Source organism: Pseudomonas lundensis (genome assembly GCF_001042985.1).
In the GTDB taxonomy this organism is placed as follows: Bacteria; Pseudomonadota; Gammaproteobacteria; order Pseudomonadales; family Pseudomonadaceae; genus Aquipseudomonas; species Aquipseudomonas lundensis.
The window spans coordinates 50,723-75,155 of record NZ_JYKY01000010.1; the positions used below are offsets into that span (position 1 = coordinate 50,723).

General features: G+C 58.9%; 21 protein-coding genes. 9 read left to right on the forward strand and 12 right to left on the reverse strand.

The features are described 5' to 3' along the window. Positions 1 to 23: 23 nt before the first annotated feature. The 4 genes from arcC to arcD (TU74_RS10320) all read right to left on the reverse strand — a co-directional run bounded on the left by arcC (position 24) and on the right by arcD (TU74_RS10320) (position 4,841). Positions 24 to 953, reverse strand: coding sequence for a carbamate kinase (gene arcC, locus TU74_RS10305; protein ID WP_047277085.1), 930 nt, complete (start codon positions 951 to 953; stop codon positions 24 to 26). Positions 954 to 1,037: 84 nt separating this feature from the next. Then, positions 1,038 to 2,048, reverse strand: coding sequence for an ornithine carbamoyltransferase (locus TU74_RS10310; protein WP_048376368.1), 1,011 nt, complete (start codon positions 2,046 to 2,048; stop codon positions 1,038 to 1,040). Between the two features lie 75 nt (positions 2,049 to 2,123). Further along, entirely contained in the window at positions 2,124 to 3,380 is a 1,257-nt protein-coding gene (gene arcA / locus TU74_RS10315; protein ID WP_047295046.1) for an arginine deiminase, read from the reverse strand. 33 nt (positions 3,381 to 3,413) lie between these two features. Continuing rightward, positions 3,414 to 4,841, reverse strand: coding sequence for an arginine-ornithine antiporter (gene arcD, locus TU74_RS10320; RefSeq protein WP_047277080.1), 1,428 nt, complete (start codon positions 4,839 to 4,841; stop codon positions 3,414 to 3,416). A gap of 458 nt (positions 4,842 to 5,299) precedes the next feature. On the opposite strand from arcD (TU74_RS10320), the gene arcD (TU74_RS10325) reads away from it, so the two are divergent. After that, positions 5,300 to 6,727, forward strand: a complete 1,428-nt coding sequence (gene arcD / locus TU74_RS10325) for an arginine-ornithine antiporter (RefSeq protein WP_048376370.1) — start codon at positions 5,300 to 5,302, stop codon at positions 6,725 to 6,727. Positions 6,728 to 6,758: 31 nt separating this feature from the next. Here the strand turns inward: arcD (TU74_RS10325) and TU74_RS10330 are convergent, their stop codons facing one another. The 7 genes from TU74_RS10330 to gap all read right to left on the reverse strand — a co-directional run bounded on the left by TU74_RS10330 (position 6,759) and on the right by gap (position 13,837). Further along, entirely contained in the window at positions 6,759 to 7,160 is a 402-nt protein-coding gene (locus TU74_RS10330; protein ID WP_047277076.1) for a YbaN family protein, read from the reverse strand. Positions 7,161 to 7,218: 58 nt separating this feature from the next. Beyond that, a complete protein-coding gene (locus TU74_RS10335) occupies positions 7,219 to 7,827 on the reverse strand; it encodes a biliverdin-producing heme oxygenase (RefSeq protein ID WP_048376372.1) in 609 nt (202 codons plus the stop codon). 110 nt (positions 7,828 to 7,937) lie between these two features. Then, positions 7,938 to 10,541, reverse strand: a complete 2,604-nt coding sequence (locus tag TU74_RS10340) for a TonB-dependent receptor (protein WP_048376374.1) — start codon at positions 10,539 to 10,541, stop codon at positions 7,938 to 7,940. 118 nt (positions 10,542 to 10,659) lie between these two features. Next, the gene (locus TU74_RS10345; protein ID WP_088500198.1) at positions 10,660 to 11,565 is read right to left on the reverse strand and encodes a FecR family protein; all 906 of its coding nucleotides are present in this window, start codon (positions 11,563 to 11,565) and stop codon (positions 10,660 to 10,662) included. Positions 11,566 to 11,732: 167 nt separating this feature from the next. Continuing rightward, a complete protein-coding gene (locus TU74_RS10350; protein WP_047277068.1) occupies positions 11,733 to 12,251 on the reverse strand; it encodes an RNA polymerase sigma factor in 519 nt (172 codons plus the stop codon). Between the two features lie 115 nt (positions 12,252 to 12,366). Then, positions 12,367 to 12,831 carry a methylglyoxal synthase gene (locus TU74_RS10355; protein ID WP_047277066.1) on the reverse strand — a complete coding sequence of 155 codons (465 nt, stop codon included), beginning with the start codon at positions 12,829 to 12,831 and terminating at the stop codon, positions 12,367 to 12,369. Between the two features lie 4 nt (positions 12,832 to 12,835). Beyond that, on the reverse strand, positions 12,836 to 13,837 hold the full coding sequence (gap, locus tag TU74_RS10360; RefSeq protein WP_047281069.1) for a type I glyceraldehyde-3-phosphate dehydrogenase: 1,002 nt from the start codon (positions 13,835 to 13,837) through the stop codon (positions 12,836 to 12,838). A 207-nt stretch (positions 13,838 to 14,044) separates the two neighbouring features. Between gap and edd the strand changes: the two genes are divergently transcribed. The 4 genes from edd to TU74_RS10380 are packed head-to-tail and all read left to right on the forward strand — an operon-like array spanning position 14,045 to position 19,048. Continuing rightward, positions 14,045 to 15,871, forward strand: coding sequence for a phosphogluconate dehydratase (gene edd, locus TU74_RS10365; RefSeq protein ID WP_047295033.1), 1,827 nt, complete (start codon positions 14,045 to 14,047; stop codon positions 15,869 to 15,871). After that, the gene (locus TU74_RS10370; RefSeq protein ID WP_048376378.1) at positions 15,868 to 16,824 is read left to right on the forward strand and encodes a glucokinase; all 957 of its coding nucleotides are present in this window, start codon (positions 15,868 to 15,870) and stop codon (positions 16,822 to 16,824) included. Before edd ends, TU74_RS10370 begins: the two co-directional genes overlap by 4 nt. A gap of 42 nt (positions 16,825 to 16,866) precedes the next feature. Further along, complete coding sequence (locus TU74_RS10375) at positions 16,867 to 17,598, forward strand: response regulator (protein WP_048376380.1); 732 nt, start codon at positions 16,867 to 16,869, stop codon at positions 17,596 to 17,598. A gap of 19 nt (positions 17,599 to 17,617) precedes the next feature. Next, entirely contained in the window at positions 17,618 to 19,048 is a 1,431-nt protein-coding gene (locus TU74_RS10380) for an ATP-binding protein (protein WP_088500197.1), read from the forward strand. A 58-nt stretch (positions 19,049 to 19,106) separates the two neighbouring features. On the opposite strand, the gene TU74_RS10385 is transcribed toward TU74_RS10380, so the two are convergent. After that, the gene (locus TU74_RS10385) at positions 19,107 to 19,751 is read right to left on the reverse strand and encodes an AP2 domain-containing protein (protein ID WP_047281065.1); all 645 of its coding nucleotides are present in this window, start codon (positions 19,749 to 19,751) and stop codon (positions 19,107 to 19,109) included. A 349-nt stretch (positions 19,752 to 20,100) separates the two neighbouring features. Here TU74_RS10385 and TU74_RS10390 point away from each other — a divergent pair, with 349 nt between their 5' ends. The 4 genes from TU74_RS10390 to TU74_RS10405 all read left to right on the forward strand — a co-directional run bounded on the left by TU74_RS10390 (position 20,101) and on the right by TU74_RS10405 (position 24,387). Then, positions 20,101 to 21,378 carry an ABC transporter substrate-binding protein gene (locus TU74_RS10390; protein ID WP_048376383.1) on the forward strand — a complete coding sequence of 426 codons (1,278 nt, stop codon included), beginning with the start codon at positions 20,101 to 20,103 and terminating at the stop codon, positions 21,376 to 21,378. A gap of 107 nt (positions 21,379 to 21,485) precedes the next feature. Further along, entirely contained in the window at positions 21,486 to 22,394 is a 909-nt protein-coding gene (locus tag TU74_RS10395; protein ID WP_047278160.1) for a carbohydrate ABC transporter permease, read from the forward strand. Further along, positions 22,387 to 23,223 (forward strand): carbohydrate ABC transporter permease, encoded by an 837-nt coding sequence (locus tag TU74_RS10400; protein WP_047277053.1) that lies wholly within the window; start codon positions 22,387 to 22,389, stop codon positions 23,221 to 23,223. The genes TU74_RS10395 and TU74_RS10400 overlap by 8 nt, the downstream gene beginning before the upstream one ends. Before the next feature lie 3 nt (positions 23,224 to 23,226). Further along, entirely contained in the window at positions 23,227 to 24,387 is a 1,161-nt protein-coding gene (locus tag TU74_RS10405) for an ABC transporter ATP-binding protein (RefSeq protein WP_048376385.1), read from the forward strand. The last annotated feature ends 46 nt before the right edge of the window (positions 24,388 to 24,433 follow it).

Sequence of the window (24,433 nt, forward strand, 5' to 3'; positions counted from 1 at the left end):
GGCCCGAAAGCCCGCCCCGCGGTTCAGAAGTAGGTAATACCAGATTTTTCAGTGCTGACGCGAGTACCGGCTTTGCCCTGAACGATGGCCTCGATATCGGCCAGGGCGCCAATGACGGCGGTTTTGCCTGTTTTACGGGCAAACTCACAGGCCGCTTCCACTTTTGGCCCCATGGAGCCGGAGGCGAAGCCGAGTTTTTCCAGCTCGTCAGGGTGCGCCTGGGAAATGCCCTTCTGGGTTGGCTTGCCCCAGTCAATAAAGGCGGCATTGACGTCAGTGGCAATGACCAGCAAGTCGCTGTCCAGTTGCTGCGCCAGCAGGGAAGAGGCCAGATCCTTGTCGATCACCGCCTCAATGCCTTGCAGCTTGCCGTCTTCGCCATACATGGTCGGAATGCCGCCACCGCCCGCGCAGATCACGATGGTGCCTTTTTCCAGCAGCCATTTGATCGGACGGATTTCGAAGATGCGTTTTGGTTTAGGGCTCGGTACCACGCGGCGGAACTTGTCGCCATCGGGGGCAATGTTCCAGCCTTTTTCAGCGGCCAGGCTTTTGGCTTCGGCTTCGCTGTACACCGGGCCGATCGGCTTGGTCGGGTTCTGGAAGGCCGGGTCTTTGGGGTCCACTTCTACCTGAGTCAGCAACGTGGCGAAGGGCGCGTCCTGCGGCAACAGATTGCCCAGTTCCTGCTCGATCATGTAACCGATCATGCCTTCGGTTTCAGCCCCCAGAACGTCCAGCGGGTAAGGGCTAACGGCGGTGTAGGCGGCAGCTTGCAGGGACAACAGGCCCACTTGCGGGCCGTTGCCGTGGGCGACGACCAGCTCATTGCCAGTGGCGATGCGGGCGATTTGGGCAGTGGCGGTGCGGATGTTTTCGCGTTGATTCTCGGCAGTCATGGGTTGACCGCGACGCAGGAGGGCGTTACCGCCCAGTGCAACGACGATACGCATAGGTATTTCCTTAATAGAAGGGAAGTTCACAACAGCCGGGTTGTGCCGGAGCAGGCGAGCCCGCTCCGGCAGCCATGCACGTCCTTAGATATCAGCCAGGGCTGCAACCAGGATTGCCTTGATGGTGTGCATGCGGTTTTCGGCTTGTTCAAAGGCAATGTTGAAGGGGGATTCAAACACTTCCTCGGTCACTTCAATGCCGTCTTTGAGGTTTGGATGGTGCTCAGCCACATCTTTACCGACCTTGGTTTCACAGTTGTGGAACGCTGGCAGGCAGTGCATGAACTTCACACGGATATTTTCGGCGGCTTTGATCAGGTCCATGTTGACCTGGTAAGGCAGCAGCAGTTTGATGCGTTCGTTCCAGGCTTCAACCGGCTCGCCCATCGACACCCAGACGTCGGTGTGGATGAAGTCCACGCCTTTGACGACCACTTTAGGGTCTTCGGTCAGGGTGATTTTGGCACCGCTTTCCTTGGCGAATTCCTGGCATTGCTTAACGAACGACTCTTCTGGCCACAGGGCTTTAGGGGCGGCGATGCGCACGTCCATGCCCAGTTTGGCGCCTATCAGCAGCAGCGAGTTACCCATGTTGTTGCGGGCGTCGCCCAGGTAGGCGTAGCTGATGTCGTGCAGAGGCTTGTCGCTGTGTTCGCGCATGGTCAGCACGTCAGCGATCATTTGCGTCGGGTGGAATTCAGCGGTCAAGCCGTTGAACACCGGTACACCAGCGTACTTGGCCAGTTCTTCAACGATTTCCTGCGCAAAGCCACGGTACTCGATGGCATCAAACATGCGGCCCAGAACGCGGGCGGTGTCTTTCATGCTTTCTTTGTGGCCGATCTGCGAAGAAACCGGGTCGATGTAGGTGACGTGGGCGCCTTGGTCGTGAGCGGCCACTTCGAACGCGCAACGGGTACGGGTCGACGTTTTTTCAAAGATCAGCGCAATGTTTTTGCCTTTGAGGTGCGGCTCTTCAGTACCGGTGTACTTGGCGCGCTTGAGATCACGAGACAGGTCCAGCAGGTAGTGCAGTTCGCGTTGGGTGTGGTGCACCAAGCTGAGCAGGCTGCGGTTTTTCATGTTAAACGCCATGGGAATCTCCTGGGTTTCTGGTAACCGGCTTGCGCCGCCCGGTTCGGGGCTGGCGCAAGCATTCAAAGGGATGAATTAATAGTCAATCGGGTCGCGGATGATTGGGCAGGTCATGCAGTGACCGCCGCCACGGCCGCGTCCCAGCTCAGAGGCGCTGATGGTGATGACTTCCACACCGGCCTTGCGCAGCAGGGTGTTGGTGTAGGTGTTGCGGTCGTAACCGATCACCACGCCAGGCTCCAGTGCCACAACGTTGTTGCCGTCGTCCCACTGCTCGCGTTCTGCCGCGAAGGAGTTGCCGCCGGTCTCAACCACACGCAGGGCTTTAACGCCCAGCGCTTTGGCGACCACATCCAGGAAGCTGCTTTCTTCACGTCGAACGTCAATGCCGCCCTGTTTGCTCTCGTCCGGGTACAGCGAGAAGGCAACAATTTGGTTCACGACTTCAGGGAAGATGGTGACCAGATCGCGGTCGCAGAAGCTGAACACGGTGTCCAGGTGCATCGCGGCGCGGGATTTAGGCATACCGGCAACGATCACGCGTTCCACGGCTTTGTTCTTGAACAGGTTCTGCGCCAGTTGGCCAATGGCCTGGCGCGATGTACGTTCGCCCATACCGATCAGTACCACGCCTTTGCCGATTGGCATCACGTCGCCACCTTCAAGGCTGGCGTTGCCGTGGTCCAGAGTCGGGTCGCCGTACCAGATCTGGAAGTCGGCGTTGGTGAACTCAGGGTGGAACTTGTAGATCGCGGTGGTCAGCAGGGTTTCCTGACGACGCGCTGGCCAGTACATCGGGTTCAGTGTCACGCCACCGTAGATCCAGCAGGTGGTGTCACGGGTGAACTGGGTGTTGGGCAGCGGTGGCAGGATAAAGCTGGTGTGGCCGAGGAAGTCGCGGAACATCTCGATGGTTTTGCCACCGAAGCTGTCCGGCAGGTCGTCGGCCGACACACCACCGATCAGGAACTCAGCCGCTTTGCGTGGCTCAAGGCTTTTGATCCAGGCTTTGACTTCGTGCACCAGACCCACACCCACCTGATTGGGGGTCACTTTGTGGTCAAGAATCCAGTCCAGTGCTTCAGGCATCGCCACGATGTCGGTCAGCAGGTTGTGCATTTCCAGTACATCGATACCGCGCTCGCGCATCTTGGTCACGAAGTCGAAGTGGTCGCGCTTGGCCTGGTTGACCCACAACACGTCATCAAACAGCAGCTCGTCGCAGTTGTTTGGCGTCAGGCGCTGGTGAGCCAGGCCAGGGGAGCAAACCATCACTTTGCGCAGTTTGCCGGCTTCGGAATGTACGCCGTATTTCACTTTTTCCGTGGTCATTACAGTCAACCTCCAAAGTACATAAACAGGGACTTACAGGGTCAGAAAGCCGTCGTACAGTCCATAGGCCGCCACCAGGGCGCCGATGATGACGGCAGCAAAAATCACTTTTTCAATGCTGGTAAACACTTGCTGGCCTGTCTCGCGTTTAGCCTTGGCGAAGAAGATCGCGCCAGGTGCGTACAGCAGGGCCGATAGCAGCAGGTATTTCAGGCCGCCGGCATACAACAGCCACACGGCGTAGATCAGGGCGATGCCGCCGATGATCAGGTCTTTCTTGCGTTCTGCCAGTGCGTTCTCGTAGGTCTCGCCGCGCACCGCCAGCAGCAGGCCGTAAGCCGCCGACCAGAGGTAAGGCACGAGGATCATCGAGGTCGCCAGGTAGATCAGCGACAGGTAAGTGCTGGCCGAGAACAGGGTGATAACCAGGAACACCTGCACCATGGCGTTGGTCAGCCACAAGGCGTTGACCGGTACATGGTTGGCGTTTTCCTTTTTCAGGAAGGCCGGCATGGTGTGGTCTTTGGCGGCCGAGAACATGATTTCGGCGCACAGCAGGACCCACGACAGCAGGGCACCCAGCAGCGAGATGATCAAACCGACACTGATCAGCACCGCGCCCCAGTGACCGACCACATGCTCAAGCACGGCCGCCATCGAAGGGTTTTGCAGTTTGGCCAGTTCGGGCTGAGTCATGATGCCCAGCGACAGCACGTTCACCAGTACCAGCAACAGCAGCACGGTGATGAAGCCGATCACAGTGGCTTTACCCACGTCCGAACGTTTCTCGGCACGGGAAGAGAAGATGCTCGCGCCTTCGATACCGATGAACACCCAGACGGTGACCAGCATCATGTTGCGCACCTGGTCCATCACGCTGCCCAGATCAGGGTTTTTCAGGCCCCAGATGTCACTGGTGAAGATGTCCAGTTTGAAAGCGAAGACCGCGATCAGAATGAACAGGATCAGCGGCACGACCTTGGCCACCGTGGTCACCAGGTTGATGAACGCTGCTTCCTTGATACCGCGCAGAACGAGGAAGTGAACGGCCCACAGCAGGACCGACGCGCCGATGATCGCGGCGGGGGTGTTGCCTTCACCAAAGATCGGGAAGAAATACCCCAGCGTACTGAACAGCAACACAAAGTAGCCGACGTTGCCCAACCAGGCACTGATCCAGTAACCCCAGGCGGATGAGAAACCCATGTAATCGCCAAAACCGGCCTTGGCATAGGCGTAGACGCCGCCGTCGAGGTCGGGTTTGCGGTTAGCGAGGGTCTGGAAGACAAAAGCGAGGGTCAGCATACCGACTGCGGTGATTGCCCAACCAATAAGTACGGCTCCAACATCGGCACTTGCTGCCATGTTTTGAGGTAGCGAAAAAATACCGCCACCAATCATTGAGCCGACTACCAGAGCAACCAACGCACCCAATCGTAGTTTTCCGGGAGTATCAGACATTTGTGTTAACTCCAATCCAGGAGAAGTGAGGCCTTAAGATAATTCCGTTGATATTTCAGCCGTTTGACTTAGATCAGGGCATTACTACATTCCATTGTGTGGCGCGTGGGAAGGTCGCAATCACGTATTATTTTGACGCTTCCTGAAAGGCCCGCTCCAGAGGACTTACAGGTTTTTAATACGCATGTGGCAACAAGGTCGTGGGGATTGAAGCTAGTCACTATTTTCAGTTTTGCAAATGTCGCTTTCATATTTCATGAACCGCGCCATGAAATAAAAACGTCATGTACACAGGGTTGTTTTTTCAGGCTTCAATAGAAAATCTTGCGATTAAGAAAGAAGGGGCTTATTGCGGGGTGCTTATAGACGTTTAACCGGCGCATATATTTAGTCAGTGAACATCTGTAGCCTATTAAGCGTGTATCGAAAACAGTTCCAGACCCAATAACGAGGTGGCGATGTCGCAACAAACCCAGAAGCTTCGGCTTAATGCTTTGATCGCCCTGGTGGTCGGTTCCATGATTGGCGGCGGGATTTTTTCGCTGCCGCAAAATATTGCGGAACACGCCGCTGGCGGGGCAGTCCTGATTGGTTGGGGCATTACCGCGGTGGGGATGCTGGCGCTGGCGTTTGTGTTCCAGACCCTCGCTAACCGCAAACCGGAACTCGATTCCGGGGTCTACGCCTACGCCAAGGCCGGTTTTGGCGATTACATGGGCTTTTCTTCGGCCTGGGGCTACTGGATCAGCGCGTGGATGGGCAACGTCGGCTACTTTGTGTTGCTGTTCAGTACGCTGGGGTATTTCGTATCGGTCTTCGGTCAGGGCAACACGCCCATCGCCATTGGCTGCGCCTCGCTGTTGTTGTGGGGTGTGCACTTTCTGGTGCTGCGCGGCATCAAGGAAGCGGCGTTTATCAACCAGATCACCACCGTGGCGAAAATCGTCCCGATCGTAATGTTTATCGTGTTGACCGGCGTCGCGTTTAAAGCCGACATCTTCACCCTGGACTTCTGGGGCACCGAAACCCCCAGCCTGGGCAGCGTGATGGACCAGGTGCGCAACATGATGCTGGTGACAGTGTTCGTGTTTATCGGCATTGAAGGCGCCAGTGTTTATTCGGGGCGCGCCGAAAAACGCTCGGACGTGGGCAAAGCCACGGTCATCGGTTTTTTGGGGGTGCTGGCACTGTTGGTGCTGGTGAACGTGCTGTCGCTGGGCATCATGACCCAGCCGGAACTGGCCAAACTGCAAAACCCGTCCATGGCTGGCGTGCTCAAGCATGTGGTGGGGGAGTGGGGCGCCATTTTGATCAGCATCGGGTTAGCCATCTCGTTGCTGGGGGCGCTGCTCTCGTGGGCATTGTTATGCGCCGAGATCCTGTTTGCCACGGCCAAAGACAACACCATGCCGGCGTTCCTGAAAAAGGAAAACGCCAACCATGTCCCGGTCAACGCCCTGTGGCTGACCAACAGCATGATCCAGATATTCCTGCTGATCACCCTGGTGTCGGCGGGCACGTACACCAGCCTGATCTACCTGGCGTCGTCGATGATCCTCGTGCCTTACCTGTGGTCGGCGGCTTATGCAGTGTTGTTATGCATCAAGGGCGAGACTTACTCGCAGGCCAGCCGTTCGCGTTTCAAAGACCTGTTGGTGGGGCTGATCGCCCTGATTTATGCCATGTGGTTGCTGTATGCGGCGGGGCCCAAGTACTTGCTGCTGTCGGCGTTGCTGTATGCGCCGGGGGTGTTCTTCTTTGCCAAGGCTAAACGTGAACAGGGTGAGCCGCTGTTTGTCGCCGCAGAACGGGCGATCTTCGGAGCGGTGGTGGTGGCGGCCCTGGCGGCGGCTTATGGGCTGTATGCGGGTGAATTGACGTTGTAAGCGCGCCGGGTTGAAGCGATGGTGCCGCCTGCTACAGCGCGGGTGGTAACCGTTCCGGCCGGGACCAGATCCACAGATTGCCCAGGCTCATGCCCGCAATGGCCAGAAATACCGGCCATTGATGCTCAAGCACGTACAACATCAACCCCGCGCAGATCAGCATGCTGATGGTGGCGCTGACTTTGGCTTTGCGTTGAATGATTTTGCCGTTGCGCCAATTGCTCAGGATCGGGCCGAACAGGCGGTGGTTTTCCAGCCAGGCGCTCAGTCGCGGCGAGCTTTTGGTCGCGGCCCAGGCCGCCAGCAAAATGAACTCGGTGGTCGGCAGCCCCGGCACCACGATGGCGATCAGGCCGATGCCCAGGCTGACGTAGGCCAGCAGGCCGAAGAGGATTTGGGCTATTTTCGACGGGGATTGGGTTTGGCGGGTCATAAGCTCAAGACGCAAAAAAGAGTGCTCGGCCAGCGCGCGCCGACCGAGCAGGTCTAGCTTAAGCCAGTTCTGGCTGAGCAGCGTAGGCGTGTTCCAGTAATACGGTGAAACGCTCGAAGGCCGCTACTGCACCTTTGTCTAGATCGGCCTCTTCTTCAGCACTCAGCTCCAGGCCATCAAGGGTTTTGACGAAGCGTTTCCAGCCTTCAGCGCGGCCGCCGGCTGGCTCGCCCAAGTGACGGGCGCCGAAGGTGTCGCTCAGCTCCAGTGCCACGGCCCGTTTGATCAGGAAGGCGGCGCCCAGCTTGGAACCTTCCGACACAAAGATCCAGCCCAGCGCGTGAGCCTTGCTTGGCGCGTTGACCGCGCCTGCGACAGGAGCCGGGACTTCAGTGTTGAGGTCTGCGAGGTCAGCTTTGGCTTGCTCTGCGCGGCAACGCTCTGGCAAGTCCGGGACGATTTCTTTCAACGAAGGGTCGGTGTACAGCGCTTGCAGTTCCGATTGAAAGAGGTATTGAGCCACCACAAAGCGGGCAAAGTTTTCCCGGGTCTCAAAGGGTTTGTGGGCCTTGACCAGCGCGTCGAGTTTTTGATGAGGCTCGTGGGTGATCTGGTTCAGGCGTTGGGAATGCAGGGCAGGACGCTGTGCAGTGTCTTGAGAGGTCATGAAGATGTCCTTGAGAATGAGATGCGCTTGGTAACTAGACGAACAAGAAGACGCGTGACAGTAAAAAATCCTCACTGCGCAGCGAAAACACCGCGCAGTGAGAACGCCGGCTAGATGTCCCAGACCAGGTTGATCGCGAAGTTGCGGCCCGGCTGGGTCAGGCGGTCGAGGTTGGCCGGGTTTACGGCCGATGCTTCACCCACGCCGTCGTAGCTGCGCACGTCATCCCACAGCCAATACTTTTTGTCGGTCAGGTTGTACACGCCTGCGCTGACGGTCACGTCTTGCGTCACTTTGTAATAGGCGCTCACGTCCACAATGCCGAACCCCGGGGTTTCGAATCGTTTGCCCTGAATGTCTGGCGCTTTGAAGGCGGTGTCGTCGATGCGGTCTTTTTTCTTGACCAGGGTCCAGCTCACCAGAGCGCCATAGTTGTCCTGGTCATAACCGAGGCCAAACACTCCCGTCAGCGGGTTCACGCTGTTGAGTGGCTGGCCGGTGTCATCGTTGCGGCCATAGGCGTAAGCAATCGACCCTTTGGTGTACAGGCCACGCGGAGCCCCGAAGGCGTCCAGTTGCAACTGGCCTTTAAGCTCGACGCCCTTGATGGTGGCGTGCTTGATGTTGCGGCTCTGGAAGCTGTCCATGTCATAACCGGGGGTGACGTTATCTTCATCGATAAAGTCGCGGTATTTGTTGTAGAACACCGCCACGTCAAACGAGCCTTCGTCGAAGTGGCCGCGCAGGCCGGTTTCGTAGCTTTTGCTCTTTTCCGGCTCAAGGTTGGGGTTGGGTTCGACGACGTAACCTTCCTGCAGGTTTTCGAAGCGGCCGTACAGCGCCTTAGCGGTCGGGGTACGGAAACCTTCGGAGTATTGGCCGAACCAGGTGTAGTGGTCGTTGAACGCGTAGGTCACGCCCAGTTTTGGGGAAAGGCGGTGCCAGGTTTTTTCATCGTCGCTGACGGGGTATTTACCGTCGGGGTTGACCGCGTTCTGGAACTCCTGGGTGATCTTGGGCTTGAGGCGCGTGTAGTCGTAGCGCACGCCGGGCATGAAGGTCCATTGATTCCAGCTGATTTCGTCTTGCGCAAACAGGCTGTAGGTGTCGATGGTCGGGTCCGGGAAGTCGCTGACTTTGGCGAACACGTCGCCTTTGGCCGTGCTCAGGGCGCCGACTGCTTTACAGCCAGCACCTACCGCAAGGCACACCGCGCTGCCGGAACGCGAGCCGGTGACCTTGTCGTGTTTCAAAGTGGTGCCATAGGTCAGCAAATGGTCGGTGGGGCCGACTGCGAAGGCTTTGTCGAACTGGGCATCGAACACCCATTGCTGCTCTTTATAGCGGGTGTCGCGGGTGCGATACACATCACGGCTGAACGGGAAGTAGCGTTCTTCGGTGCTTTGGTCGGTCTTGGCCACCTGATAGTTGAGGCTCAGTTTGCCGTGGTCGGCCAGCAGGCTGTCGAGCGCGAAGGTGTTTTCAATGCCGAAACGCTCGCGGGTCACGGTGTCATTACCGTTGCGTGACTTGTACATGCCCAGCGGTTGGCCCAGGTTGAACGGGCCGCCTACCACGCTTTTCTGGTTGATGTCGCGCTCGTCCCGGTAGTTCTCGTAGGTGAACGCCAGTCGGTCGTCATCGTTGTAGTTCCAGCCCGCCTTGGCCAATACGTTGGTGGTGTTCACGTCTTGCGGGTTGGCCGCAGTGCGCGTCAGGCCGGTGCCGCCGTGGTTGCCATAGGATTCGGTTTCGTGGCCGTCCCGGCGGCTCACATGCAACAAACCGTCGAACTGGTCGGCGCGGCCTGCCACGGTGGCGGACTTGAGCCAGCTGCGGTCGGCCGAACTGTAACCCGTCTTCAGGCGTGCGCCTGCCTCCTGGCCCGGTTTGATGATGTCGTCCGGGTTGAGGGTGAAGTAGCTCACCGCGCCGCCGATGGCGTTGCTGCCATACAGCACCGAGGCCGGGCCGCGCAGGATTTCTACGCGCTTGACGATTTCCGGGTCGACGTAGTTGCGCTGGGTTTTGGCGAACGGACCGTTGAAGAACGAGTTGGGGATTTCAACTCCATCGACTTGAGTCAGGATCCGGTCACCGTCGATGCCGCGAATGTTGTAACCGCTGATGCCGCCGCGCAGACCGCCGCCGCCCACGGACACGCCCGGTTCATAGCGCACCAGTTCTTTGATGGTGTTGACGTTTTGACGGTCGAGTTGTTCACGGTCTTGCACGGTCACGGTGCTGGGCACGCTGATGACGTCTTGTTCCTGACGTGTGGCGCTGATGGTCACTTGCTGCAGGGCGAGGGTGCCGCTGCCGGCGGAACGTTTTTCGAGGACGATGTTATTGCTGCCCAGTTTGCGGTAGCCCAGGTTGGTGCCGATCAACAGGCGGTCGAGTGCCTTTTCTGGCGACAGAGACCCGCGTACACCCGGTGAAGACACGTTCTGCCCCAGTTCGGCCGGTAAACCGACTTGCCAGCCGGTGACGGCCGTGAAGTCGTTGAGCGCCGACACCAGCGGCTGCTGCGATATCGCGAATTTGTAATTGCCCACAGCGCGGCGTTCAGGTGGCGCATCGGTTGCGGCCATGGCCGGAACGGCGTGCGCGCCGGCCATCAGCACGGCGACGGTCAACAACGACAAAGTGCACGGGTGTTTTGGGCGGGTGCGACCGTTGGAAGAGGACCGGCTGTTGAAACGTGTGGGCATTGATAGCGCTCCGTGGTGAACGAATCTTATAGTTGCGAAGCTGACTCAAAATGCGAATCAGTTGCATTGACTACAACGAGACGTATGACCTCGTGCTATCGCGTAAAAAAAACCGGATTTAGTTGAGAATGACCAGCGCCGGGAATTCCGAGAGGCTGGACGAGGTGATGTGGGCGAGGGAACGTACGATGTCCAGAGGCTGGTCCAGACGGTAATTGCCGGTCACTGAGACGCTGGCCAGTTGCTCGTTATTGTTGACGATCCAGCCGGGGTAATAGCGCCGCACTTCCTCCAGCACTTGGCTCATGGGGCAGTTTTCGAATACCAGACGTCCCTGAACCCAGGCCAGATCGGTTTGCGGGTTGAGCTTGACCGGTTGGCCAAAACCATTAGGGCCGATACTCACACTGTTCCCGGCAGACAACCGCATCTGCGTGCCCACGCTGTTCATGCGTAAATCGACATCGCCGCGCTGCACGCGCACTTGAGCCTGCCCGTTGAGGTAGCTGACGGCGAAAGCGGTGTCGCGCACGCTGACGCGAACCGGGCCGGCATCGAGCACCAGCGGGAATTCAAGATTGGCCGGGACCTCGAAAAACGCTTCACCCTGATACAACCGCGCATTGCTTTGCGCATTGACCCGGTGGCTGGAAAACGCGGAATTGGTGTTGAGCAACACTTTCGAGCCGTCTTCCAGCTCCAGGCGCTGACGCTCGCCCACGACGGTCAAATGATCGGCCTGCAAGCGCAATGGCACATTGCTGTAACTGCCCACGCCAATCACCAGCACTGCCGCAGTGGCCACGTGTTTCCAGTGACGGCCAATGCGTTGCAACACGGTAGGCGCACGGCGTGTGTTCAGGGTGTGTGCCGCGTCAATCAGCGGCTGGCCATTCCAGACGGCATGGGCTTTGGCAAACGCTTGGGCATGGGCCGGGTCTGCCTTGAGCCAGGCTTGAAAGGCTGCTTTTTCGGAGGCGTCGGCACACTCCAGGGTGATCAGCCAGTCCAGCGCCTGATCCATGGCGCCGTCTTGCAGAGCATCCTGCGCCAGTTCCGGCACGGCGGGGGGTGGAGTGTCCTTCACGGGTGATCCTTGGCAGTCTCAGGCACAGTGGTGTTCAACGTCTTGGAATCCTTGGCGTGAAAGCGGCCAAGTCGGATTTTTCTTACGGGATTGTCCCGGCAAGATTACGGCCGATTGATTCGATCGGCTACCCCGACACAGATTGCCATGATTAATTTGAGTTCCTTTTGAACGGTGCTCAGGGACACGTCAAGCTCTCGTGCGATCTCCTGATAGCTGCAACCATGCAGGCGACTGAGAATGAATATGCGCTGCTGACGTGCGCTTAGCTGGCTCAGGCTCACACTCAAACGCTCCAGTAATTGCGCGGCTTGATGGGCTTCTTCGGGGGTGCTGAGTGAGGAGGGGACGCTTTCGATGACCTCGGTCGGCACGTCTTCGAGCACCGTGCGCGACTGAATACGCCGTGAGCGCAGGTGGTCCAGCGCCAGATTACGCGCAGTCTGGAACACAAACGGTTCCAGATGCTCGACCGTGCGTTCGCTCAGCGCGCGGGTGACGCGCAGGTAAGTCTCCTGCAACAGGTCCTCGGCGGTACTCGGGTTATTGACCATCCGCTGTAACGTGCGCAACAGGATCACCCGTTGCGTCAGGAAGACTTGATTGAAGTGGGACTGACTCACAGTGCTACCAGACCGATTTTGAGCGAATGATAATGCTTATCATCTGTGCGTTTGGTCAAGCGCTGTTTTTGTCTCCCGCCTTTTACGCGCGGTTTACGGCGAGGTGCCTGCGGGTTTACACGCGTCCTTTCAAGTACGCGGCGTAATCTGGCACCCGGTGATCGTGGGGCTGGCTCATGAGCGGGCTGCTGAGCAGGTAATCCGCGCTGCATTCATTGCACGCCACAGGGATGTTCCACACCGCCGCAACCCGCAGCAGGGCCTTGATGTCCGGGTCATGGGGTTGCGGCTCGAACGGGTCCCAGAAGAACACCAGCATGTCGACCTGTTGCTCAGCGATGCGTGCCCCCACTTGTTGGTCCCCGCCCAGCGGGCCGCTGATCATGCTTTCGATCGGCAGCCCCAGGCGCTGGCTCAGCAACAGGCCGGTGGTGCCGGTGGCGCACAACTGATGCTGGCTGAGGGTGGCCTTGTGACGCTCGGCCCAGTCCAGCAAGAACCCTTTGCAGTGATCGTGCGCCACCAGGGCGATACGCTTGCGCGCCGCCAGGGTGGCCGTGGTGAAGCTGATACCGATCATCGCGTCACTCCGCGTTGCACAGCGCCAGGCAGTTATCGAGCATGCGGTTGGAGAAGCCCCACTCGTTGTCGTACCACGCCAGGACTTTGAGCATCTTGCCGCTGACTTTGGTGTGGTTGGCATCGAAAATCGACGACAGCGGGTTGTGGTTAAAATCGCTCGATACCAGCGGCAGGCTGTTATAGCCCAGCACTTTGGAATGCTGGCTGGCTTCTTTGAACAGCGCGTTGACTTCAGCCGCTGTGGTTTCGCGCTTGAGCTCGACGGTCAGGTCAACCAGCGACACGTTGATCACCGGGACGCGCACCGCCATGCCGGTCAATTTGCCCGCCAGTTCGGGCAATACCAGGCCCACGGCTTCGGCGGCGCCGGTTTTGCTCGGGATCATGTTCTGCGTGGCCGAGCGCGCGCGGTACGGGTCGCTGTGGTAAACGTCGGTCAGGTTCTGGTCATTGGTGTAGGCATGAATGGTGGTCATCAAACCGTTGGCAATGCCCAGTTCGCGGTGCAGGATTTGGGCAACCGGCGCCAGGCAGTTGGTGGTGCAGGAGGCGCTGGAAATAATTTGATGCGATTGGCGCAGGATGTCGTGGTTCACACCGTACACCACCGTGGCGTCGGCATTTTTGCCCGGCGCGGAGATAATCACCTTGCGCGCGCCAGCGCTAATATGCGCCTCGGCCTTGCTGCGCTCGGTGAAGAAACCGGTACATTCGAACACCACGTCGATCTTCAATGCAGCCCACGGCAGTTCAGCCGGGTTACGAATAGCCGTGACGGCAATGCGGTCGCCATTGACGGTCAGGCTTTCCTGATCGTGCTCAACGGTTGCATCGAAAGTGCCGTGAACGGTGTCGTACTTGAGCAGGTGTGCATTGATTGCGCTGTCACCCAGATCGTTGATTGCGACGATCTGCAGGTCCTGACGGTAGCCTTGGGTATACAGTGCGCGCAGGACGTTGCGGCCGATTCGGCCAAAACCATTGATTGCGATTCGTAGAGTCATGGAAAGCGCCTGCCATCGATTTGTTGTTGGAATTACAAGATTATTCGCATAGAAATAGAAAACAAGCCATTTTGGTGGCAATATTTTGTTTTATCTACAACGAGTGACCTGAATCAACGGGTCCAAATGATCGAAGTGCGTGTCTGGCCCCTCGATCAGCATAGGACACGCACAGGTCGCCACATCCGTTAGCCTGGAGTTCAACACATGCATCCCCGCGTTCTTGAAGTCACCGAGCGTCTTATTGCCCGCAGTCGAGCAACCCGTGAGGCATACCTGACACTCATTCGTGGCGCCGCCAGTGATGGCCCGCAACGCGGCAAGCTGCAATGTGCCAACTTCGCCCATGGCGTGGCCGGGTGTGGCACGGAAGATAAAAACAACCTGCGCTTGATGAACGCCGCCAACGTAGCGATTGTTTCGTCCTACAACGACATGCTCTCGGCGCATCAGCCTTACGAGCACTTTCCCGAGCAACTCAAAAAGGCCCTGCGTGAAATGGGCTCGGTCGGGCAGTTCGCAGGTGGCACCCCGGCCATGTGCGATGGCGTGACGCAAGGCGAAGCGGGCATGGAGCTGAGCCTGTTGAGCCGCGAAGTGATCGCCCTGTCGACGGCGGTCGCGCTGTCGCACAACATGTTCGACGCGGCGCTGATGCTGGGCATTTGTGACAAGATCGTGCCGGGTCTGATGATAGGGGCGCTGCGCTTTGGCCATTTGCCGACGATCTTCGTGCCGGGCGGGCCGATGCCATCGGGCATTTCCAACAAGGAAAAGGCCGACGTGCGCCAGCGCTACGCCGAAGGCAAAGCCAGCCGAGAAGAGCTGCTCGAATCGGAGATGAAGTCCTATCACAGCCCCGGCACCTGCACGTTTTATGGCACCGCCAACACCAACCAACTGTTGATGGAAGTGATGGGCCTGCATTTGCCGGGCGCCTCGTTCGTCAATCCCTACACGCCTTTGCGCGATGCGCTGACACGCGAGGCCGCGCATCAAGTCACCCGCCTGACCCGGCAAAGCGGCAACTTCATGCCGTTGGGCGAGATCGTGGACGAGCGTTCGCTGGTCAACTCCATCGTGGCGTTGCATGCCACCGGCGGTTCCACCAACCACACCTTGCACATGCCCGCCATCGCCCGGGCCGCCGGGATTCAACTGACCTGGCAAGACATGGCGGACCTTTCCGAAGTCGTGCCGACCCTGTCCCACGTCTATCCCAACGGCAAGGCCGACATCAACCACTTCCAGGCCGCTGGCGGCATGGCATTCCTGATTCGCGAGCTGCTGGAAGCCGGGTTGTTGCATGAAGACGTCAACACGGTGGCAGGTCGCGGCCTGAGCCTGTATACCCGCGAACCGTTCCTGGTGGACGGCGAGCTGGTATGGCGTGATGGCCCGATTGAAAGCCTCGACGAAAGCATCTTGCGTCCGGTTGCACGCGCCTTCTCGTCCGAGGGCGGATTGCGGGTGATGGAAGGCAACCTGGGACGCGGGGTGATGAAAGTTTCGGCCGTGGCGCCCGAGCATCAAATTGTCGAAGCCCCGGCGCGGGTGTTTCAGGATCAACAACAACTGGCCGATGCGTTCAAGGCAGGTGAGTTGGAACACGATTTTGTCGCCGTCATGCGCTTTCAGGGGCCGCGTTCGAACGGCATGCCGGAGCTGCACAAGATGACACCGTTTTTGGGGGTGTTGCAGGACCGCGGTTTCAAGGTCGCGTTGATTACTGACGGACGCATGTCAGGCGCTTCCGGCAAAATTCCTGCGGCGATCCACGTCAGCCCGGAAGCGGCCGTCGGTGGTCCGCTGGCCCGGGTGCAGGATGGCGACATGATTCGCGTCGACGGCGTCAAAGGTACGTTGCAACTGTGGGTGGATGAGGCAGAATTCGCCGCACGCACCCCGGCCATCGGCACCCTGAGCGACGCGGTCGGCACCGGGCGCGAGTTGTTTGCGTTTATGCGCCAGGCCTTCAGCTCGGCCGAGCAGGGCGCCAGTACCTTTACCTCGTCTCTGGAAAACCTTAAATGAAGCTTGCTCTGGTCGGTGACATCGGCGGCACCAATGCGCGGTTTGCCTTGTGGGAAAACGATCAACTGCGCGCAGTCAGCGTGCTGGCCACTGCCGACTTTGCATGCCCGGAAGATGCCATCAAGCTCTACCTGCAAGGCCTGGACTTGCCGCTGGGCGCGATCGGCGCGGTGTGCCTGTCCGTCGCCGGGCCGGTGAGCGGCGATGAATTCCGCTTTACCAATAACCACTGGCGCCTGAGCCGTTCGGCGTTTTGTCAGACGTTGCAGGTGGACAACCTGCTGCTGATCAACGACTTCAGTGCCATGGCGCTGGGCATGACGCGCCTGCAACCGGGCGACGTGCGCCAAGTGTGTGCCGGCCAGGCCGAACCGCTGCGCCCTGCGGTGGTGATCGGGCCCGGCACCGGCCTGGGCGTCGGGACGTTGCTGAGCCTGGGCGAGGCGCAGTGGATGGCCTTGCCGGGCGAGGGTGGGCACGTTGACTTGCCCATGAGTAACCCGCGTGAAGTCCTGTTGTGGCAGCACATTTACAACGAAATCGGTCACGTCAGCGCCGAATCCGTCTTGAGCGGCAGCGGCTTGCCGCGTCTTTATCGCGCGATTTGCGCGGTGGACGGGCATGCACCTGTGCTCGACAGTGACCGCGCCATCACGGCCGCTGCCCTGGCAGGCGACCCGATTGCCTTACAAGTCCTTGAACAGTTCAGCTGCTGGCTGGGTCGAGTGGCGGGCAACAACGTCCTGACACTGGGTGCACGTGGCGGCGTCTACATTGTTGGTGGCGTGGTGCCACGGTTTGCCGACCTCTTTATGGCCAGTGGTTTTGCCCGCAGCTTTGCTGACAAAGGTTGCATGAGCGATTACCTCAACGGCATACCGGTCTGGCTGGTCACCGCGCCGTATCCGGGGTTGATGGGGGCGGGCGTGGCATTGCAACAAGCGTTCGCCTGACCGCGAAACGCCGCACTCACAAAAACAATAAGGAACACCGCTGTGAGCTCACTCGGTAAATCCATTTTGCTGGTCGACGACGATCAGGAAATCCGCGAACTGCTGGACATCTACCTGACCCGCGCCGGTTTTCAGGTGAGCACGGTGAGTGATGGCGCAGGCTTTCGCAAAGCCCTCGAACACACGCCCTGCGACTTATTGATACTGGACGTCATGCTGCCCGACGAAGATGGGTTTAGCCTGTGTCGCTGGGTCAGGCAGCACCCCCGTTGTGCCCAGACGCCCATCATCATGCTCACCGCCAGCTCCGACGAAACCGACCGCGTGCTGGGGTTGGAGCTGGGGGCCGACGACTACCTGGGCAAACCGTTCAGCCCCCGTGAATTGCAGGCGCGGATCAAGGCGCTGCTGCGGCGTGTGCAATTTGCCAGTGCCGGTGCCGGTCACGAGATCATGGCGTTTGAAGAATGGCGCCTGAACACCGTGACCCATCGCCTGTTTCACACCGACGGCGAAGAAGTCATCCTCTCGGGGGCCGACTTTGCCTTGCTCAAATTGTTTCTCGATCACCCGCAACAAATTCTGGACCGCGACACCATCGGCAATGCCACCCGTGGCCGCGACCTGATGCCGTTGGACCGTATTGTCGACATGGCGGTCAGTCGCTTGCGCCAGCGCCTGCGCGATACCGAAAAGCCCCCGCGACTGATCCGCACCATTCGCGGCAGTGGCTATCAGTTGGCCGCCGAGGTCACGACAGGTCATGGTCATTAAGTACTGGCGCCGGCCGCGTATGCCCCGCTCATTGCTCGGCCGTATGTTGTTGCTCACCTTGATCGCCATCTTGCTGGCGCAAACCTTGTCCAGCGTGATCTGGCTGTCGCAACTGCGGGCCACGCAACTGCAAGGGCTTGTCACCAGTGCGCGCAGCCTGGCGCATTCGATGAACGCCACCGTCACCTACATGAAGTCACTGCCGCTGGCATACCGGCCGCTGGTGCTGGACCAGATGCGCAGCATGGGCGGCACACGCTTTGTCGTCAGCCTCAATGAGCGGCCTCTGGACATGCGCGCGTTGCCACTGACCCAGCGCAAACAGGCTGTGCTTGAGGCCGTGGACCAAGTGCTGCGCCAATCCCTGGGCCCCGCTGTCGACCTGTCGGTGCAGTTTGTCAGCCCGCAAGACCTGCGGATCTTCAACGCCGGGCTGACGCTCGATGAGCTGCCGCGCTCCTGGGCGCACTTTGCCCTGACCCTTGAACCGGTCAACCCCCCGGTGCTGGTGACGCAAATCCAGATGTCCCCCGGCGAGTGGCTCTATATCGCTTCCCTGTTGCCCCAGCCCTATACCAGCCTTGAGGAAGAAGGCCTGCCCGCGATGCAGTTATGGTTTATCGCGCTGAGCAGCGGGTTTTTATTGCTCTCCATCGGTGTGCTGGTGCACTGGCAAAGTCGGCCCCTCAAGCGTCTGGCCCGTGCAGCGCGGGATTTGTCGCTGGGCGAGGAGCAAGCCGAACCAGTCGAAATCGGGGGCGGCAGCGAGGTGGCTGAGGTCGGGCGAGCATTTAATACCATGCGGGTGCGCATCAGCCGTTACCTCACAGAGCGCAGCCAGTTGTTCAGCGCGATTTCCCACGACCTGCGAACCCCGATTACCCGTTTGCGCTTGCGCGTCGAGCTACTGGAAGACGAAGCGTTGCAGCACAAATTCGGGCGAGATCTGGATGAGCTTGAACTGCTGGTCAAAGGCGCCTTGCAGTGTGTGAAAGACACGGACATCCACGAAAACATCGAGCCGGTGAACCTGAACCTGTTGCTCGAATGTTTAATCGAGCCGTATTTGCTGCCCCACGGTAATGGCCGCGTGACTGTGAGCGGGCGGGCGTCGAGGCCCTTTTCTGGCAAGCCCTTGGCCTTGCGCCGGTGCATGGGCAACCTGATCGACAATGCGCTCAAATACGGCAAGCACGCGCACCTGGTGATTGAAGACCACGCGCACGCGTTCGTGTTGCATGTCGACGATGACGGCCCCGGGGTTCCCGAGCAACGACTGGAGCAAGTGTTCGAACCGCATTTCCGGTTGTCAGGGCATCAGCAAGGCTATGGTTTGGGGTTGGGCATTGCCCGCAACATTGCCCATAGCCACGGCGGCGAAGTCAGCTTGCAAAACCTGCGCGGTGGTGGCCTGCGGGTCACGTTGTCAGTACCGCGAGCGGCGGATTAAAGCGGCCCCGGCGCTTGCCCGGTCGCGCCCTGCAACTGCAACAGCACAGGCCTGCGGCTCACTTGCCGCTTGCCGCCAGATGCCGACTGATGGACAGGCTTGCCTGTTCTGGCGTGATGGGCAGTACGGGCTCCAGGCACGAACTGGCCGCGGACTCGGTTTCGGGTTCTTGAGCCTTTTTATTCATGGCCGCCTTGATGCGATTTTCGCGAATGCGGGCGCTGGTTTGACTGAAGTGCTGCTGCAGTTTTTCCATGGCCACGTCGTAAGGTTCGTTACACAGGGTTAACTGCCGCTCGCGTTCTTGCAGCGCCATCATTTTGGCCTGCTCGTCGCCATAACGGTCGATACGAAAACTTTTGCTCAAGTTGTAACCGTGAATACGGGTGGTGGCCCGCCAATATTCAATGTTGTTGGACTGGATCCGGTAAACCCCGGGGTGGCCACTGGTGTTATGGGGCATCAGGCGTTGACGGTTCTCATAGCTGAAGGCCTGCGGCATTTTCAACACCCATTGATTGCGCGCCTGTTCAGCGGCCTGTAACGCGGCGTCTATACCGCCATACTCGCTCGCATCGAACACTTGAACGTGAACTTTTCCTGCACGCTGGATATCGACTTTCCAGGCATAAATCTCACCGTTCTGATGTTTAAGAGGGTAAATGAAATGCTGGTTGGGCAGAAAAGGGTTGCTTCTGGACATGGCTGCTATCTCCTGATGGGTGTCGACATCCGTTCATAAGTTGTAACGATGTAGAGAAGATTCGCCGATGTATTTAATGGGTACAACGTGGGGAAGGGACTTAGGGATGCGTCCTACAGGCAAAGCGGAAATTGCTTTACACGGCTGATGGAAAAGAATCTTCTTTTTTTCAGATTCGCCAACTTGTGGAATACGGTTGCTGTTTGAACGTGCAGCACGTGATTGTTTTGTCACTGAGTTGTGACAAAGGCGCATCTCTTCGTTACGTGCGGCCGAAGCCGGATGACTACACTCGATCCAAGCGCAAGCACCAGACTTGCCCCGTCATAACAACAAGAAAGGTCTACCGATGAATGCGTTCAATCGCCTCGCCCTTGTTATTTCTCTCGCCTCGATTTTTCCCCTCCATGCTTACGCCGCCGACACCAAAGGCAACGTTGAAGTCGTGCACTGGTGGACGTCCGGTGGCGAAGCCAAAGCAGTGGATGTGCTGAAAAAACTGGTCGAAAAAGACGGCTACACCTGGCAGGACAGCGCGGTGGCAGGGGGCGGCGGCGCCGCGGCCATGACCGTGCTCAAAACCCGTGCCGTGTCCGGTAACCCGCCGTCTGCCGCGCAGATCAAGGGCCCCGACATTCAGGACTGGGCCGCGCTCGGCTTGCTGACCCAGGTGGACGACGTAGCAAAGGCCAACAATTGGGAAGCACTGCTCCCCAAAAAGGTCTCCGAGACCATGAAGTACGAAGGCCACTACGTTGCCGTACCGGTGAACATCCACCGTGTGAACTGGCTGTGGATCAACCCTGAGGTCTTCAAGAAAGCGGGCATCGAAAAGGCACCTACCACCCTCGACGAGCTGTATGCAGCAGGCGACAAGCTCAAGGCGGCCGGTTTTATTCCGTTGGCCCATGGCGGGCAACCCTGGCAGGACAGCACGGTCTTCGAGGACTTGGTGCTGAGCGTGATGGGGCCGGAGGGCTACCAAAAGGTCTTCGTCGATCAAGATGAAGCCACAATGACCGGCCCGCAGATGACCGAGGTCTTCACCCAGTTGAAAAAACTCAAGGGCTACATGGATCCGGACGGCACGGGGCAAGACTGGAACCTCGAAGCGGCCAAGGTCATTAACGGCAAGGCCGGCATGCAGATCATGGGCGACTGGGCGAAAAGTGAATGGACGGCTGCCGGTAAAACAGCCGGCACCGATTACGAGTGTGTGCCATTCCCCGGTACCGACGGCAGCTTTACCTACAACATCGACTCACTGGCGATGTTCAAGCTGGCCAAGAAGAACGACACCCCTGGCAACAATGCCGCGCGTGACGATCTGGCCAAAGTCGCACTGGAGCCGGAGTTCCAGTACGTGTTCAACCAGAACAAAGGCTCGATCCCGGTTCGCAATGACCTGGACATGAGCAAGTTCGACAGCTGCGCTCAAGCCTCGGCCAAAGACTTTGCCAGCGCGGGTGAAAAAGGGCAGTTGCCCAGCATGGCCCACAACATGGCCACCTCTCTGGCGGTGCAGGGCGCCATTTTTGATGTCGTCACCAACTTCATGAGTGACAAAAACGCGGATCCGTCAAAGGCTGGCAAGCAATTGGCTTCCGCGATCAAGGCTGCCCAGTAATCCGCTGACATGAACCGCCGCACCCCCGTGCGGCGTCCCCCTTAGTTACCCGGCGTGTGCGGCCTGTGCGAAGGCAGATGCCGGCATACCCTCTCGGGAGCAATTCGATGAGTGCCGTGGCTGTGTTGAGTAAAGCCTCGCCGTTTGATGCGCTGCAACGCTGGTTGCCCAAGTTGGTCCTGGCACCCAGCATGCTGATCGTGTTGGTCGGTTTTTATGGCTACATTTTGTGGACCTTTGTGCTGTCGTTCACCAACTCCAGCTTCATGCCCAGTTACAAATGGGTGGGCTTACAGCAATACGTGCGGTTGATGGAAAACGATCGCTGGTGGGTGGCCAGTAAAAACCTGGCGGTGTTTGGCGGTTTGTTTATTGCCATCAGCCTGGTGATCGGGGTTTTTCTGGCCGTATTGCTCGACCAGCGCATTCGCAAAGAGGGCTTCATCCGCACCATTTACCTGTACCCGATGGCGCTGTCGATGATCGTCACCGGTACGGCCTGGAAATGGCTGCTCAACCCCGGGCTCGGGCTCGACAAGATGCTCCGCGACTGGGGGTGGGAGGGGTTTCGGTTCGACTGGCTGCTGGATCAGGACCGCGTGGTGTACTGCCTGGTGATCGCTGCCGTGTGGCAAGCCTCGGGCTTTGTGATGGCGATGTTCCTGGCCGGGTTGCGTGGTGTGGATCAATCCATCATTCGCGCGGCTCAAGTCGATGGCGCAAACCTGCCGACCATCTATTTGCGCATCGTGTTACCCAGCCTGCGTCCGGTGTTTTTCAGTGCGTTCATGATTCTGGCGCACATCGCCATCAAGAGCTTTGACCTGGTGTCCGCGATGACCGCGGGCGGGCCGGGTTACTCGTCTGATTTACCGGCCATGTTCATGTACTCCTTTACGTTCAGCCGTGGGCAAATGGGCGTCGGCTCTGCCAGCGCCATCATGATGCTGGGGGCGATTCTGGCCATTCTGGTGCCGTACCTGTACTCCGAGCTGAGGAATAAACGCCATGATTAATGCGCAGCGTTTTACCTTCAGCCGTCTGGCGATTTACGCCACGTTGATCCTCGCCGCGGCGGTGTATCTGGTGCCGCTGGTGGTGATGCTGCTCACCAGTTTCAAAAGCCCGGAAGACATCCGCACCGGCAACCTGCTGAGCTGGCCGCAGGTGATCGACGGGATTGGCTGGATCAAGGCGTGGGACACCGTGGGCGGCTATTTCTGGAACTCGGTCAAAATCACCGTCCCGGCAGTGCTGATCTCCACGTTCATCGGCGCCCTGAACGGCTACGTCCTGTCGATGTGGCGCTTTCGCGGCTCGCAGCTGTTTTTCGGGTTGCTGTTGTTCGGCTGCTTTCTGCCGTTCCAGACCGTGTTGCTGCCTGCCTCGTTCACCATCGGCAAGCTGGGGCTGGCCAACACCACCACCGGCCTGGTGCTGGTGCACGTCGTCTACGGGCTGGCCTTCACGACGCTGTTTTTCCGCAACTACTACGTGAGCATTCCCGACGCACTGGTCAAGGCGGCGCGTCTGGACGGTGCGGGGTTCTTCACGATTTTCGGGCGCATTCTGCTACCGATGTCGGTGCCGATCATCATGGTGTGCCTGATCTGGCAGTTCACTCAAATCTGGAACGACTTTCTGTTCGGCGTGGTGTTCGCCAGCGGCGACGCGCAACCCATCACTGTGGCGCTGAACAACCTGGTCAATACCAGCACCGGAGCCAAGGAATACAACGTCGACATGGCTGCGGCCATGATTGCCGGGCTGCCGACATTGCTGGTCTACATTTTTGCGGGCAAGTATTTTCTGCGCGGGCTGACGTCCGGCGCGGTCAAGGGGTAACGCATGGCAACGCTCGAATTACGCAATGTCAACAAAACCTATGGCAAGGGTTTGCCGGACACGCTGAAAAACATCGAACTGAAAATCGATGACGGCGAATTTTTGATTCTGGTCGGCCCGTCGGGGTGCGGCAAATCCACGTTGATGAACTGCATCGCGGGGCTGGAGAGCATCAGCGGTGGTGCGATTCTGGTGGACGACGCCGACATCAGCGGCATGAGCCCCAAGGACCGCGACATCGCCATGGTGTTTCAGTCGTACGCGCTGTACCCGACGATGAACGTGCGCGACAACATCGCCTTCGGTCTCAAGATTCGCAAAATGAGCACGGCCGCCATTGATGAGGAAGTGGCGCGGGTGGCCAAGCTGCTGCAGATCGAGCACCTGCTCAACCGTAAGCCCGGCCAACTGTCGGGCGGGCAGCAGCAGCGGGTGGCCATGGGCAGGGCGCTGGCGCGGCGACCGAAGATCTATTTGTTCGATGAGCCGTTGTCCAACCTTGACGCCAAGCTGCGGGTCGAGATGCGCACGGAAATGAAGTTGATGCACCAGCGTCTGAAAACCACCACCGTGTATGTCACCCATGACCAGATCGAAGCCATGACCCTGGGCGACAAAGTGGCGGTGATGAAAGACGGGATCATCCAACAGTTCGGTACCCCGAAACAGATCTACAACGATCCGGCCAACCTGTTTGTCGCCAGTTTTATCGGCTCGCCGCCGATGAATTTTATCCCGTTGCGTTTGCAGCGTCAGGAAGGGCGATTGGTGGCGTTGCTCGACAGCGGGCAGGCGCGTTGCGAGCTGCCGTTGGGCACCCGTGATGCAGGTCTGGAGGACCGTGACGTGATCGTCGGCATTCGCGCCGAGCAGATCGTGCTGGCGGCTAACGAGCCCAACGGGTTGCCGACCATTCGGGCTGAAGTGCAGGTGGTAGAGCCCACCGGGCCGGACACGCTGGTGTTTGTGAACCTCAATGGCAGCAAAGTGTGCTGCCGTCTGGCCCCTGATGATGCGCCTCAGGTCGGTCAAAGCCTCAACGTGCAGTTCGATCCTGCGAAAGTGCTACTGTTTGATGCGAACACAGGTGAGCGATTGGGGGCGATGAATGCGCCCCCTGCGCAGGGCCGGGCGGATAACGTGGCGCATTTCAAGGGGCGTTGAATCTGTACAAGGAGCCTGTCATCAGGTGCTTCTTGAGCGGTGCCGC

Excerpts from the sequence above, each read along its gene's own strand:
- edd (WP_047295033.1), top strand. The coding sequence starts at position 14,045 with ATGCATCCCCGCGTTCTTGAAGTCACCGAGCGTCTTATTGCCCGCAGT.
- TU74_RS10390 (WP_048376383.1), top strand. The coding sequence starts at position 20,101 with ATGAATGCGTTCAATCGCCTCGCCCTTGTTATTTCTCTCGCCTCGATT.
- arcC (WP_047277085.1), bottom strand. The coding sequence starts at position 953 with ATGCGTATCGTCGTTGCACTGGGCGGTAACGCCCTCCTGCGTCGCGGT.
- TU74_RS10400 (WP_047277053.1), top strand. The coding sequence starts at position 22,387 with ATGATTAATGCGCAGCGTTTTACCTTCAGCCGTCTGGCGATTTACGCC.
- TU74_RS10370 (WP_048376378.1), top strand. The coding sequence starts at position 15,868 with ATGAAGCTTGCTCTGGTCGGTGACATCGGCGGCACCAATGCGCGGTTT.
- TU74_RS10385 (WP_047281065.1), bottom strand. The coding sequence starts at position 19,751 with ATGTCCAGAAGCAACCCTTTTCTGCCCAACCAGCATTTCATTTACCCT.
- arcD (WP_048376370.1), top strand. The coding sequence starts at position 5,300 with ATGTCGCAACAAACCCAGAAGCTTCGGCTTAATGCTTTGATCGCCCTG.
- TU74_RS10330 (WP_047277076.1), bottom strand. The coding sequence starts at position 7,160 with ATGACCCGCCAAACCCAATCCCCGTCGAAAATAGCCCAAATCCTCTTC.
- TU74_RS10405 (WP_048376385.1), top strand. The coding sequence starts at position 23,227 with ATGGCAACGCTCGAATTACGCAATGTCAACAAAACCTATGGCAAGGGT.
- arcD (WP_047277080.1), bottom strand. The coding sequence starts at position 4,841 with ATGTCTGATACTCCCGGAAAACTACGATTGGGTGCGTTGGTTGCTCTG.
- TU74_RS10395 (WP_047278160.1), top strand. The coding sequence starts at position 21,486 with ATGAGTGCCGTGGCTGTGTTGAGTAAAGCCTCGCCGTTTGATGCGCTG.
- TU74_RS10345 (WP_088500198.1), bottom strand. The coding sequence starts at position 11,565 with ATGGATCAGGCGCTGGACTGGCTGATCACCCTGGAGTGTGCCGACGCC.
- TU74_RS10355 (WP_047277066.1), bottom strand. The coding sequence starts at position 12,831 with ATGATCGGTATCAGCTTCACCACGGCCACCCTGGCGGCGCGCAAGCGT.
- gap (WP_047281069.1), bottom strand. The coding sequence starts at position 13,837 with ATGACTCTACGAATCGCAATCAATGGTTTTGGCCGAATCGGCCGCAAC.
- TU74_RS10380 (WP_088500197.1), top strand. The coding sequence starts at position 17,618 with ATGCCCCGCTCATTGCTCGGCCGTATGTTGTTGCTCACCTTGATCGCC.
- arcA (WP_047295046.1), bottom strand. The coding sequence starts at position 3,380 with ATGACCACGGAAAAAGTGAAATACGGCGTACATTCCGAAGCCGGCAAA.
- TU74_RS10310 (WP_048376368.1), bottom strand. The coding sequence starts at position 2,048 with ATGGCGTTTAACATGAAAAACCGCAGCCTGCTCAGCTTGGTGCACCAC.
- TU74_RS10335 (WP_048376372.1), bottom strand. The coding sequence starts at position 7,827 with ATGACCTCTCAAGACACTGCACAGCGTCCTGCCCTGCATTCCCAACGC.
- TU74_RS10340 (WP_048376374.1), bottom strand. The coding sequence starts at position 10,541 with ATGCCCACACGTTTCAACAGCCGGTCCTCTTCCAACGGTCGCACCCGC.